Source organism: Bacteroidota bacterium (assembly GCA_017303905.1).
GTDB lineage: Bacteria > Bacteroidota > Bacteroidia > B-17B0 > Aurantibacillaceae > JAHEYG01.
In genome coordinates, this window is sequence record JAFLBH010000004.1 from 400,443 (window position 1) to 413,547 (window position 13,105).

A 13,105-nucleotide genomic window follows, 5' to 3' on the forward strand; every position below is an offset into this window, starting at 1 on the left:
GATTTAATTAAGGAAAAGATTAAATTTTATTAAAATTTACTTACGTTTTTTCACTTACATGATTATCCAATTTTCGGGATAAATATTGTGCGAATGAGCCTCCACACCTGCAAACCATTGAGTTGGAGCAATTACCAATTTATTGGCATATGGGTTAAGCCACGCACCCCACCAACTGAAACTGCTATTAGCAATGATATGATGTTTACACAAACTCATTAACCAAATATCGTAGTGTGGCTTCTCTGTGTTAATATCAATGTAGGTAACCGGAAGAATAGAGTTTAGATTTGCTTTTGCCCAAGCAACATCATCCGAAAACACAAAAAGATGTGCCGACTCACAAACGGTCTTTATATACGAAATAGCTTGATGGTAATACGCTAAAGAACAACTGCCATGAAAGGCAGCAGCTTCTTTATTGTTTACATAATCGCCTCTTCGAATATGTAAACTCACCGCGGTAAGCGATTTTATTTTTTCTGCCAATGCCGAGTTTGCAGCATCCGGTTCTTGCTTGATTGTAAATTCATTTAAGAGAATTTCCCTCACCGATTGAAAATACAATTCCGATTGCCAAAAACCATTTAAATAGGTTTTGGCAGGAAAACTGTAGAACTCCTTCATAAACGCATGTCCGCTTTCATTGGCGACAATTTTTGAAAACAATATAGGCAGCTTACGCTGTAAAGTACTATGATATTTGTTACGATATAGGGGAAGAAACGGTTTAACATCACCTTCTGTAGCTATTGTTGCATGAATATTAAACACATCCAAAGCATAATGCCGCTTCGTGTATTTGTTTTGAGGATCTGCTTCCAAATAAGACAAATCCAATTTTAGTTCAGTTTTGTGTAAATGAGCCAAACAACGCCCCGCCGCGTATTGAAACATCTGGTTACCCAGTCCGCCCATTAATTTGACAATAATCATTTAAAACTGCTCTAATTTAAAATAACGTTTATTATAACGGCTGTTATATAAACGCCAAATTAATCTTTTTATGGTTACGTTTTTGTCCTTTTTGTTTAAAATTCTTTCGAATATTTTCTTCAATTCCCTGCTTAAATCAGTTAATGCTTCCAGTTCTTCTATTTTCTTAATTTCAAAATCCCTGAAAAAATACTCGAAAAACAACTCGTAGTTTTTAGTTTGTTTCAACTGTGGCAGTAATAAAGAAAACAATAAAATATTCTCTTTCAATTCAACATCTCTTGTACCTTTTACGGCTTGCGTAACTTGTCCGGGTGCTTCATGTACCGTGCAAACCAAAGCTTCATTTACATAAGCAAATTTTGCCGCCTTTAAATAACGTATATAGAATTCTACATCGACTAACCATTTGAATTTTGAATTGAAATACTTTTTATTATTCAAAAATAAAGTAGCGGATGGAGCACCTATTACATTTTTAAAAAACAGAAAATTAATATCTTTTTCGAGTCGTTTTAATTGTGCTGAATTAGGCTTGGCAATTCGTCGTGTATCACTATTTTGATGCCATACTTCGGTATTACAAAACACAAAATCCACTTTAGCTTTCTCTGCTGCATTCACCATTTTAGTCAAACTATCTTCCTTAAGAAAATAATCATCGTGATGCATAATTTTGATGTATTTGCCTTTGGCTCTCTCCATGGCTGAGTTCCAATTGAGGGGATTTCCTAAAGCAGGAGTGTTATGAAAATATTGTAAAAGTGGATTTCTATATGATTCTATCAACTTCCTTACAGAATCATCTTTGCTATCATCGGTAATTATCACTTCAAAATTCGCATATGTTTGCTTCAACACCGAATCAATACACATTTTTAAAAAATGTGTTTGCTGATAAGCAGGAATACATATGGAAACTAAGGGCTTCATTTATTGTTGTGACCACACTGTGGTGTTTTTTACAATACTGTTTTTATAAAATTGATTTTCTTCGTTTTGTTGAGAGCTGTTCTCATACCAGGGCAAATGATGCAGGCTGTATTTACCTCCCAAACGAAACGCTTTGCATTCTTCTGCATTCCCAAAAGCTAAAGGTCTATACAACGCAAATGTTGTATCTACTAAAGCATCGTACACATTATCGCTAACTTTTTTAGTCCAGTACTTTTCTTCTGCCTTGATAACTTCGCTTTTGAAGTTATAATAATCAGGTAAATCATCTAACTTCAAAGCTGCTCCTGCCTTCTCTATTCGATTATTTGCTTTTAGCACTTTGTATAATTGAAAAACCAAATCCTTCGGACAATCATTATTTGGTACCACATCCGGGTCGGTATAAACATAATATGAATTCTTAACTTCTTTAAAAAAAGCACTCTTCCATAAAGCCATATAACCCAAATTGTCATTCAAATAAACGATTTTGTTCTTCGCGGTTTTATAATAATCTAATAATGGAGGATAGGTAGAATTATTATCGAGAATAATAATATTCGTATATCCATTCTTCTCCAACCACTCGATCAAAGTCTTTAAATAAGTTAAACGGTTGTAGTTATTAATGATTATTGGAACGGCATAACTGTCTTTCTCGCTTAAAAAATCATTCATGAAAATGCGTTGGGTTGAGCGACCCAACTTACGCAACGCCGACAAAATACTCTTACGTTTATAATACAACCACTCCTTCATTATGCGAGTTTGGCCTCCTTATACCGCTTCAATTTTGTTTTAAATTTAAACCAACTGTAAGTTAGGGGTGAGTAATTCTCCAACCAACTTTGTTCCCGTTCCTTTTCTTGTAGTTTTCTATTCGTATCGGTACTACCAATTCCACCCGTATTAAATACAGCAACGAATAAACTCAAATGCTTGTATTTTAATTTATGTTTCAATATCGTGCGGATGAAAAACTCATAATCCGCTGTGATTTTATAATTTTCTTTATAATAACCATACTTCACAAACACCTCGCGTCGAATAAATGTACAAGGATGCCAAAGTGTAGAAATCATAAAGTGGTGTACGTTTAATTTATCAGGAGAAAAAGCTTTTTCGATTTGCCCATGATTATTCTCTAACAATAAATCACCATAAACAAAATCTTCCGACAAACCGGCTTCCGAAACTTTTTGTAACACCAAATTATCAGCGAAATAATCCCCCGAGTTTAAAAACAAACAATATTCGCCGGTAGCTATTTTTGCTCCTTTATTTTGGGCATTGTAAATTCCACTGTCCTTTTCAGAAATCCATTTACTGATTCGGGATGCATTCTTCTCAATTAATTCTTTACTCCCATCCTGCGAACCTCCGTCAATAACAATGTATTCAAAGTCTTTAAACGTTTGATTAAATACCGAGCTCATCGTTTTTTCCAAACCGATGGAATTATTATAATTGATTGTTATTATTGAGAATTTAGCCACGCTTAATGCGTAAGCAAGTTAACCATTTAAGGAATAAAATAAAATGCAAAAAGTCTTATTTATTAATAAAATCACTAACCTTATAATAGTGATAATGTGCCAGTCGGGAGCGGGTTTTGGAGCCGAATATATTCACAAGGTTCATCCTGACATCGTACTGGAAAAACTTAAGTATTTGAGCGAATGTCATTGGTTCCTTATCTGTAGGTTGATTTGCTCCGTTTGAATTAAAACTATCGTCCCTTTTCCGGATTTCCTCAGAAACTTGCATGAGTTCCTTTACATACGGCCTGAAGAAAATATCAATCGCCTCCCTATTCATTTCATAATTCTCACCGGTTAATGAAACCATATCATTACTGAATAATTTCAACCCGTGAAAATGAAAAAACACCGCTTCAAAAATTTTTCCACTGCTTAATTCTTTTCCCTGGATGGTCTTACCTTCCTTGGTAAAAGCATATTGTTGCATATTCCAGGGGGCTAATCCTCCACCCAAATGTTTTAACTCATGTACGCCTTTAAAATCACGCGTCCACGTATCCAGATATTTTTGGTCACCGAATTTTCCATCTTCCACATAGCCATAACACCAATCAATGCAGGCATCTCGCCACCATTTCAGCACTTTCATTCCTTCCGGTGTGTTTTTAAACGTTACGAATTGGACACAATATTTTCCACTTATTGCTGATTGATCATAGCTTGAAGTATATCGGTGTTCGGTAATTAATACAGAATTATCGCCCATTTCATCCACTAATACCTTTGGGTCGGAATAAAAACACATGTCCGCATCAATGTAGGTACAATTATCCAGATTATATTTTTCGATCGAATATAAAATGGTTGAAGACGAGCATGTCCAACAATACTCTCCTGCACTCCTTGAAGGCTTAATGCGCAATAACTCGGGATCTTCAAATTGCTTTAAGGAAATAACTGTGAGATTTGGGTAATTAGCTTGAGATAAATAATCGTAAGTTTTATCATCGAAAGCATAAACGTACAAATGAAAATTTTTACAATGCCTTTGCAGGGAATGGTACATAAGAACACCACGAGAGAGGTAATTAGCATTAAATAATGTACAAAAATTAAGTTTCATTACTTTAATTTAAATAAAAAACCTTTACGATACACCTTTTTTCCATCCTCCATTACAGATTCAGGATCAAACTTACTGTCGAATTCATTTATTAATTGATACTTTTCACCCCATACATTTTTGAATTTTGTCTCATTCAAAAACCAGGCAGGATATGACGCTTTGTAAATAGAATCCGGAACTATTTGAACTGTAATTCTCTCTTCTCCCTCTATAAATGCAGTTCTGTCAATAATAACATATTCGAAACCGTGATTCATTACCTCCTCAATTAAATCATACGGTTTCTCGAAATATTGTATAACGCTGGATAAGAGAATAGCTCTTTTTCCGGAATATTGAATAGCGGTAGGAATATCATAAAAAAACTTCAAGCTTTCCGATTCAAACTCCTTCTTACCCCCATCCACAAAATGTTTTTGCTCTACAATTGACCAATTTATCTTCTTAATAGAATAAAGCAAATCGCGATTTTGAAAATAAGTGCTCCCTAATGAACCTCCAAAATCAATAATACTAAGTTCATGGTTTTGACTAACTGTCTTTAATGCCTCTAATAATGGAACAGAATACTGAATCTGATTAAACAAAACAGAATCCCGTTCATATACAGCTTCTTCATTTTTTACTTTCAATAAAGATTCACGAACTTTATTAAAGATAACATCCGCATCGTAGCCTGAACATTTTGCTTTCGCTTCCTGCCAAGACTTGTAATTTCCAAACCAACCGTGTCGACTTTTACTTTCACCTTGAAATAATCGTTTGAGCTTATTCATAACGCGTTTAGCTAAACTGATAATAGGGTTTGGCTTTGATTCATTTTGCTTGACATTGGTAAGTAATTTGGCGTACTCAGTGAGTACTACAAAACGAATCTTTTTGTTCAGTTTTAAATTATTAGCGTAGGGCTGATTATTCTCCCAACTCAATTTCTTTATTTTTAAATCGAAATCGACTGCATATTCAGTTGCATACTCATTTCTATAATAATTCTCACCATCAATAAAATTTTGATCAAAAGTTATATTTCCGTTTACAGAGGAAAGAGAACAAAAATTAAGCTTATCGTGAAACAAATACAACAAGGTCATATCGCACACACCACCGGGAATACCGTTCTTCATATGATAATTCCACTTCTCTTCCAGTTTTTTAATACCTGTTACATCATAGCAATGAAAAATAAAATCAACGAAGGCTTTTATAGATTTAATAGTCCAAAATGAACAACAGGCTGAGGCGGTCCAACGAAAATTTTCCTGATCAGCTGGCATGGTATAACACACCTCATAATTCGAATAGTGTGTATTATAAATGTCGCTTAAACTATCATAAATCATCACATCAGAATCGGTATAGTAAGCTATGTTGACATTATGCTTCGTCATATAATTACGTAGAATAATCCAGCGTTTGATACAAATCAGCTCAAACTTTTTGGAGTTCGTGCTCATATGTGCATATACGGAAGAAAAACGCTGAACATCTTCAGAAACTGTCGTTACATCCACCCACTCGCAATCAAAATCGGGCTTGCTATCAGAAATTAATACAACGCGTTGATTATACTTACGGGCTTGTTGTACCGACAATTTTAAATAAGCTGGTAAATTTCCAAGATGTATGTATACGGTAGGCATCATTTTATATATTCTTTCAAATGACTAAAATAACCCAAAGGGGATAACCAGTCTTCATATAATTTTCTGTTTTTAATCTGAAGTTCTAAAAAAGCTTCGGGAGAAATTTTATTATGAAACTCCAATAATATCTCACCAATATTATTTATATCGGTATCGTTTACCCAAACCATATGCTCCTTCCAATTAATAAATTCCTCAAATGGTAAAACAGAATCGGTATTGATAAAAACCGGTATGCGCCCACAACTAAAAACTTCGTAAAAGCGATAAGAAAAATTACCGGCGCCACGAGTTACCAATGCATATGGACTATTCAGCATATTTTTAGCGTATTCTTCTCGTGTTTCCTTAAGTCCTTTCGATTGACTGGCCCAAAAATCATCACGTATAATAAAATCACATTTAATTTTATTGTTTCTTATTAATCGCTCTACTGCTTTACCTCTAACATATGCTCCGTATTCATAGGATTTTGATTTAGGCTTTATAAGTATATTCTTGAGAGTTTGTTTTAAACTTCTTCGTTTATTATTAACGTAACCACAATAACACACACTCGGAACAGATTCCTTCTTTATTGGAAAAAAACCATTAGAATAGGCTTCTGTGAAATCTACACTCCATCCGGGAAAAGCATACTCATTCTTTCTTCTTTCCGACTTATAAAAAGAAGTTCTAAATACAATTGCATTTTCAATTTGAATAGGTTCAGGTGAATCCGAATTAAAAAACAGTATTAATTTCTTACCGTAACTTTTCGCGAATTGTGCGGCAGTGTTAGCCAAATTCAACGACAAGGCATCACTGCGATATTCAAATGGTAGAACAAAAACATCTGCATTATTTGGTTCATTCACTAAATTTACAATCGTATGAGCATTAAGCACGAAGTTCTTAAATCTATTGGTATCCGGCTCGCCGGGAGGCACCGGAATTTCACCCCAAAAAGGATATAATAAAACCGTATGATTAGTATTAGCCGGTAGCCATAATTTATCTGAATAAACATTAAGCATTCCTTCCAAATAATTTATGTTTTATCTTTTCAAAGAATGTTTTTTCCTTAGTACCAAATACCTCATAAAAATATTCAGCTATATACACCTTACAGCGTTCATTCTCCTTAATAGGAACTGTTACTAATTTTACTTCGCTGTTATTGAGCTTTACATTAAATTTATCGGTATAAGCACCGCTGTGCATGCCTGATCCGTCTATTCCGATATTATGAACCATTGAGATACCCGGATATAAAGTCAATTTATCCTTTAAAAAAGCTGAAGCATACCATAAAATCGCCCACGAATCATTCTTCCCTTCAATCTGATCGCGTAACATTTGAGCATAAGGATAAGATTTATAAAAATTAAAATCATCAATTAAGTTCTTTGACTCTAATTCGCTTAGTAATTTCTTTCCTTCGCTTTCAAACAAATCCCATCCTCTTTTCCAGGTTGCCCATCCCCAGCAATCAGCACCTTTTAAGAAGAATGTTTGAGGCATTAATCGCTTAACGGGATAAATATATCCGGTGATGGAGATAACTTCGTGAGAATTTTCATACATATCCAGCGCATCATTCATGAATTTTAAAAAATACTTCCCGGTAATTAGATCATCCTCTAAAACAATTACCTTCCCAAATTGATTTACAATTTCCGTTACGCCTTTTTTCACTGAACTCGCGAGTCCTAAGTTTTTTTCTGATTCATGTATAACAACTTCCTTGCACCATTGCTCTTCACGAAGTATTTTTTTTAATTCTGCCTGATTACTCATTGCTTCTTCGCCGGCATCATCCTTTAATCCATCAACATAAATATGAAGAATGGATTGATCGGCTAGCACATTACTTTTTAGAGCTTGTAAAGTTTGACGTGTATGACCCGGACGGTTATACACAAATAATATAATTGGAGCTAAGTTCATTATTTCTTTTGCCAAACGCTGGTACGATTAAACCAAGTACAAAATGGTGTTGGTCCGCTATAATTGATTACTTCTACAAAATTTTCATTTAACTGTTTCTTGAAATATTCCTTGTAATACTCTCTTTCAGAATTATCAAGAATAAGATATCCTCCTTTGCGGATTTTCGGAATACCGTGCTTTATACAAGAAGGCCGTGCGCGACCATCCACCAAAACAAAATCAAAATAATTATCTTCGTAAGTATCAATTGCGGATGCATATTCTACGAAAGATTTATTTACGTAATCTTTATCCTTTGAAAAATATTTATCAGGATTGGCACATAAAGTCACATCGTAATCCGTGCAATTTTCAGGTTCAATATAAAAGGGTTTCCATTTTACATTAGAACCAATTTTGTCCTTCAAAATTTCAAACCATTCTTTATTATGCTCTACCGTTACAACCAGAGAGGCGCTTTTCAAAAAAAACACCGTAGAACCACCTCCGCCATATTCAAATATTTTTGACTGAGAAGTAAGCGTTGTGTTTAAAAAATCAATTACCGGGAAACTTATCCAAGGCAATTGAGCTTCTACCGAATTAGAATGCGCAAGGCGTTTCCATTTAAAAAAATAACGCCATAAAGAAGAATAAGAAGGATGATTCGGCTCATCTGTTCTTAAGCGGCTAATTTCCTTTTTAAAAATATTAAAATACTTGAACATGCTTATTGTATTGTAACCGAATGTTTCATAAAAAAACTACCCTGACTTTCTTCCGGAAGTTTTCCTGTTCTGAAGAAATCTCCTGCTTCCACATTAACAACTGCTGCTTCTTGTATCCAATCCGCAACATCGCCATTTACTGCGCAGAACAGTGTTAAGGTATAATCTCCACGTTTTAAAGGCAACTCCGGAATATGAAAACTAACGAGCGAATTACCCGGTTTCACCTTTTCAAAAATTTGCTCCGTTACATCATTACTCAAATGGGTAATGCGTTGACCGAAATCATCATCAATACCAATAGAGAAACGAGCGTAAGACAAATCGAAAGACGGATTACCTTCAATTTCCAATTCGATCGTTAAAGGAGAACCACATTGTGCAGATGAGACAACTGTCCCGGATTGATCCTTAATATTTATTGATTTAAAGCGAATAGCACCATTTCCCATTCTATCTGGTCTGTTTCCTAAATCTGCTAAACGGGTTGCTTGTGAAGAGCGCATATAAAGCGGAAGGATATCCTCTGTCTTCCCATAATCAATCAATTGTCCGTTTTTCAAGTAAATGGATTTATCGCAAATATTTTGAACGGCCGCCATATTATGACTAACGAACAGAATTGTTTTTCCACCACCTGATACTTCTTTCATTTTACCCAAACATTTTTTCTGAAAGGCCGCATCACCTACTGCTAAAACCTCATCAACGATTAATATTTCAGGATCGAGATGTGCTGCAACTGCAAAAGCCAAACGCACATACATACCGGAAGAATATCTTTTTACCGGCGTATCCAGAAATTTCTCCACTTCAGAAAAAGCTACAATTTCATCGAATTTGCTTTTGATTTCAGATTTAGTCATTCCTAAAATAGAACCATTCAAGAAAATATTTTCACGTCCGGTAAGGTCGCCATGGAAACCAGTACCTACTTCCAAGAGAGCTGCCATTCTACCGTCAAATTCGATTCTACCTGTTGTTGGTGCTACAATTCTACTTAGTATTTTAAGTAAAGTAGATTTACCTGCACCATTACGTCCTAAAATAGCCACTCTGTCTCCTTGATTTATTTCAAAAGAAACATCCTTCAATGCCCAAAATTCTTCCTCTTCACTTGCTTTTGAGAATAATCCTTTTGCTTTTGCCTTAATGGATCCAAAAAACATATCATCCTTACTCTTTCCGGAGAGATGTTTTAAATTATATTTTTTGCCGACATTATTGGCAGTGATAATTACTTGACTCATTAAATAAAATCAGCAAAGGTTTTTTCAAATTTCACAAAGTACCTCAAACTAAATATCAACACTAAAAAAGTTAAGCACAATCCACTTAATACATATACCATATCAACACCAAATGATTGGCCTAAAAAACAATATTTGAAACCTTCAATAACAGTAACAAGTGGATTCGACATAAAAATCGGAGCGAATGATGCCGGTAATTTTTCAAGATAAAACGAAGCGCTTAAAAAAACAGGACACGCATAAAAACCAATTTGCAATAAAAACGGTAGAGTGAATTTAATATCGCGGTATTTTACATTTAAAGTCGCAAAAAACAATCCGACAGAAAATGAAAACAAGATAGCATAAAGAACAAATACCGGGAACAAAAAGAATTCGGGTCCCGGAAAACCATTAATTGCGATTTTACAAATCAAAAGAATAAAAAAAGAAATAAGGAAATCAATTAAACAAACGGCCAATGTAGAAATTGGAATTATCAATTTCGGGAAATACACTTTTGTGAGAATATTCGAGTTATTAAGCAACGAATTACTTACATCAGTAATAGAGGTTGATATTAATCCCCAAATAATAATTCCGGCGCCAACATTTACAATACGTTCTTGCAAATCAGAACCACCTTCAATAAACATGGAAAAGAAAACAAAGATGGCAATATTGATAGCAGGTCGTACTACAGCCCATAATACTCCAATTAAAGTTTGCTTGTAACGCACCAAAACGTCGCGCATAGAAAGGTTCCAAAGCAGCCCCTTGAAACGGATAATTTCGCTTAGACTTAAACGCCCGGAAGAACCACTATCAATAACTGTTTTCAAGATAAGCACAAATATAGTGAATAACCCTCATTTTAGAGGGAAATTGAGAGTAGGTTATTAAATGGCTTTAGTGCATAAATCCACTGTTTTATCCTTGTTTTTTATAATAATTACAAAAAAAATACGCTTAACTAACTACCTTTGCAGTATGCACACCATTGAGCCTTTTTATAACTGGCGACACCTCTATATTGCTTCGGAAGATGAGCAATCGCCATTCTATGGACGTGAATATAGCGAGTTTGAATACTCCAATACCATTTACAACTATTACATTCACCCGCAATGGGATGATATTGGCAGCGAAACACTTTACATAAAGGTTTTATTCAGCGATTACGAGGAAGGATTTGCTATTATAGAATTAATTGGGGAATGGAATGACGCCATCAATAATGACATCATGCTGTTAAAGCGCGACATAATTGATGAACTGATTTATGCGGGTATTAATAAATTCGTCATCATTGGTGAAAACGTGTTGAATTTCCATTATTCGGATGACTCGTATTATGAAGAATGGTTCGATGATATTGGTGAAGACGGATGGATTGTGTTCCTGAATTTCAGAGAACACGTTTTAAAAGAATTCAAACGCGCCAATATTGATTATTACTTTATTTCTGATGGAGAATTAAATGATTTTCATTGGCGGAAATTTTCTCCCGGCCAGGTTTTCGGTAATCTCTTAAAAATAATAGGGAAACGATTGAGTTAATCTCTCAAACCGGAAGTTGTTTCAAAAACATGTTCCAATATTTTTTTGTCTTCCGCTTCCAAGTTCAAATGTCTTCTTTCAAAAACACGTTGAGCAGTTTCGAACATTTTATCTAATCGGTATGTTTCCATACCTTCCGCACCGCCCCATGTAAATGAAGGAATATGAGTTGGTGGAAATCCTCCTCCAAATATATTGGCTCCTACACCAACAACAGTTCCGGTATTAAACATGGTATTGATACCCGATTTAGAATGATCGCCCATGATTAAACCGCAAAACTGCAAACCTGTATCTTCATTTTTACCGGTAGCATAGCTATGCAATTTCACATTACCATAATTATTTTTCAGATTACTGTTATTGGTATCGGCGCCTAAATTACACCACTCTCCCAATACACTATTGCCTAAAAACCCATCGTGTGCTTTATTACTATAACCAAAAATCACAGAATTATTTACCTCTCCTCCTACTTTGCTATGCGGACCAATAGTTGTTGGTCCGTAAACTTTGCACGACAACTTTAAGGCGCTTTCTTCGCCCAAAGAAAACGGACCGCGTACCACAGAACCTTCCATTACTTCGGCATTTTTACAAATGTAAATTGGTCCGGATGTGGTATTAAAAATAGCGGCCTCTGCTTTTGCGCCTTTCTCCAGAAAAATTTGATTTCGTTTACCAATTACAGTATTTGATTTGGATAAAACCTGACTTTTGCGTCCTTTTGTTAGTAAAGAAAAATCCAATTGTATCGCCTCTCCATTCTTTTTAAAGATATCCCAAACATGCTCTATTAAGACTAATGAATTTGAATACGCTTCACTGTTCTGTAAAACAGTATTTTCGTTGAAATTTATTGCTTCACTTTTATAAGCAATCCATTTATTATCTTGTTTTAAGCCTTGTCCGGATTTAAGCTTTTTAATTTTAGCTATGAGTTTATCATCCGGAATTACGCAGGAATTAATAAACAATGAATCGCCCTTTGAAGCGGAAAACTGGAATTTTTCGGATAAATAAACTTCTGTTTGGTAGGAGGCTTTTAATTTTAAATGCTTCTCCCATTTTTCACGAATCGTAAGAATTCCCACTCGTATTTCAGATACAGGGCGTGTATAAGTTAATGGCAATAGTTGCTGCCATACTTTTTTATCATCAATTAAAATCAAGTTCATAATTATCTTGGTCTGCCTGTTTTGATATTAGATCCTTCCGTTGATTTCACTTCACCGGTTTTAATTTCTTCATTTCCTAATGGCTGAGCACCTCCTTTAGTTGGTGTTGTTCCTCCAACTTTTGTTTGCGGACAAGGGCCTTTCGTGTCACCATGAGCCTGATGGGCAGGCCATGCATTTTCATCAATCTCTATTGTTTGCGGATTTTGATTTTTGCCGGGAGGGAGATGGCATATAGTGATTTTTTTGTTTCCACTGTTTCCACTGTTTCCACTGTTTCCACTGTTTCCACTGTTTCCACTGTTTCCACTGTTTCCACTGTTTCCACTGTTTCCACTGTTTCCACTGTTTCCACTGTTTCCACTGTTTCCACT

The 13,105-nt window shown here is 35.0% G+C and carries 14 protein-coding genes; 1 reads left to right on the forward strand and 13 read right to left on the reverse strand.

Annotated elements, in window-relative coordinates; genetic code table 11:
• Window positions 1–54: 54 nt before the first annotated feature.
• The 11 genes from J0L69_15165 to J0L69_15215 are packed head-to-tail and all read right to left on the reverse strand — an operon-like array spanning window position 55 to window position 10,835.
• The gene (locus tag J0L69_15165; GenBank protein ID MBN8694533.1) at window positions 55–936 is read right to left on the reverse strand and encodes an alpha-1,2-fucosyltransferase; all 882 of its coding nucleotides are present in this window, start codon (window positions 934–936) and stop codon (window positions 55–57) included.
• The gene (locus J0L69_15170; protein ID MBN8694534.1) at window positions 937–1,869 is read right to left on the reverse strand and encodes a glycosyltransferase; all 933 of its coding nucleotides are present in this window, start codon (window positions 1,867–1,869) and stop codon (window positions 937–939) included. It abuts the gene before it with no gap.
• A complete protein-coding gene (locus tag J0L69_15175) occupies window positions 1,870–2,631 on the reverse strand; it encodes a glycosyltransferase family 2 protein (GenBank protein MBN8694535.1) in 762 nt (253 codons plus the stop codon). It lies immediately after the preceding gene.
• Window positions 2,631–3,368: a glycosyltransferase gene (locus J0L69_15180; GenBank protein ID MBN8694536.1), complete on the reverse strand. Its 738-nt coding sequence runs from the start codon at window positions 3,366–3,368 to the stop codon at window positions 2,631–2,633. The genes J0L69_15175 and J0L69_15180 overlap by 1 nt, the downstream gene beginning before the upstream one ends.
• 55 nt (window positions 3,369–3,423) lie before the next feature.
• A complete protein-coding gene (locus J0L69_15185; GenBank protein MBN8694537.1) occupies window positions 3,424–4,476 on the reverse strand; it encodes a glycosyl transferase in 1,053 nt (350 codons plus the stop codon).
• Window positions 4,476–6,122, reverse strand: coding sequence for a methyltransferase, TIGR04325 family (locus tag J0L69_15190; GenBank protein MBN8694538.1), 1,647 nt, complete (start codon window positions 6,120–6,122; stop codon window positions 4,476–4,478). Before J0L69_15190 ends, J0L69_15185 begins: the two co-directional genes overlap by 1 nt.
• Entirely contained in the window at window positions 6,119–7,138 is a 1,020-nt protein-coding gene (locus J0L69_15195) for an exostosin family protein (protein ID MBN8694539.1), read from the reverse strand. Before J0L69_15195 ends, J0L69_15190 begins: the two co-directional genes overlap by 4 nt.
• Entirely contained in the window at window positions 7,131–8,066 is a 936-nt protein-coding gene (locus tag J0L69_15200) for a glycosyltransferase family 2 protein (protein ID MBN8694540.1), read from the reverse strand. The genes J0L69_15195 and J0L69_15200 overlap by 8 nt, the downstream gene beginning before the upstream one ends.
• A complete protein-coding gene (locus tag J0L69_15205) occupies window positions 8,051–8,761 on the reverse strand; it encodes a hypothetical protein (protein MBN8694541.1) in 711 nt (236 codons plus the stop codon). The genes J0L69_15200 and J0L69_15205 overlap by 16 nt, the downstream gene beginning before the upstream one ends.
• Window positions 8,762–8,763: 2 nt before the next feature.
• Window positions 8,764–9,999, reverse strand: a complete 1,236-nt coding sequence (locus tag J0L69_15210; protein MBN8694542.1) for an ABC transporter ATP-binding protein — start codon at window positions 9,997–9,999, stop codon at window positions 8,764–8,766.
• 11 nt (window positions 10,000–10,010) lie between these two features.
• Window positions 10,011–10,835, reverse strand: a complete 825-nt coding sequence (locus J0L69_15215) for an ABC transporter permease (protein MBN8694543.1) — start codon at window positions 10,833–10,835, stop codon at window positions 10,011–10,013.
• Between the two features lie 148 nt (window positions 10,836–10,983).
• On the opposite strand from J0L69_15215, the gene J0L69_15220 reads away from it, so the two are divergent.
• Window positions 10,984–11,553 (forward strand): hypothetical protein, encoded by a 570-nt coding sequence (locus J0L69_15220; protein MBN8694544.1) that lies wholly within the window; start codon window positions 10,984–10,986, stop codon window positions 11,551–11,553.
• On the opposite strand, the gene J0L69_15225 is transcribed toward J0L69_15220, so the two are convergent.
• Together J0L69_15225 and J0L69_15230 are read right to left on the reverse strand one after the other, a co-directional pair.
• Window positions 11,550–12,731 carry a GlmU family protein gene (locus tag J0L69_15225; protein ID MBN8694545.1) on the reverse strand — a complete coding sequence of 394 codons (1,182 nt, stop codon included), beginning with the start codon at window positions 12,729–12,731 and terminating at the stop codon, window positions 11,550–11,552. The two genes, J0L69_15220 and J0L69_15225, sit on opposite strands and share 4 nt — an antisense overlap.
• Before the next feature lie 2 nt (window positions 12,732–12,733).
• Window positions 12,734–13,105: hypothetical protein (locus J0L69_15230; GenBank protein ID MBN8694546.1), on the reverse strand; the 372-nt coding region annotated here is incomplete at its 5' end.

Bases quoted from the DNA above. Each gene is read 5' to 3' on its own strand.
- J0L69_15165 (MBN8694533.1), bottom strand. From the start codon at position 936: ATGATTATTGTCAAATTAATGGGCGGACTGGGTAACCAGATGTTTCAA.
- J0L69_15170 (MBN8694534.1), bottom strand. From the start codon at position 1,869: ATGAAGCCCTTAGTTTCCATATGTATTCCTGCTTATCAGCAAACACAT.
- J0L69_15175 (MBN8694535.1), bottom strand. From the start codon at position 2,631: ATGAAGGAGTGGTTGTATTATAAACGTAAGAGTATTTTGTCGGCGTTG.
- J0L69_15185 (MBN8694537.1), bottom strand. From the start codon at position 4,476: ATGAAACTTAATTTTTGTACATTATTTAATGCTAATTACCTCTCTCGT.
- J0L69_15190 (MBN8694538.1), bottom strand. From the start codon at position 6,122: ATGATGCCTACCGTATACATACATCTTGGAAATTTACCAGCTTATTTA.
- J0L69_15195 (MBN8694539.1), bottom strand. From the start codon at position 7,138: ATGCTTAATGTTTATTCAGATAAATTATGGCTACCGGCTAATACTAAT.
- J0L69_15205 (MBN8694541.1), bottom strand. From the start codon at position 8,761: ATGTTCAAGTATTTTAATATTTTTAAAAAGGAAATTAGCCGCTTAAGA.
- J0L69_15220 (MBN8694544.1), top strand. From the start codon at position 10,984: ATGCACACCATTGAGCCTTTTTATAACTGGCGACACCTCTATATTGCT.
- J0L69_15225 (MBN8694545.1), bottom strand. From the start codon at position 12,731: ATGAACTTGATTTTAATTGATGATAAAAAAGTATGGCAGCAACTATTG.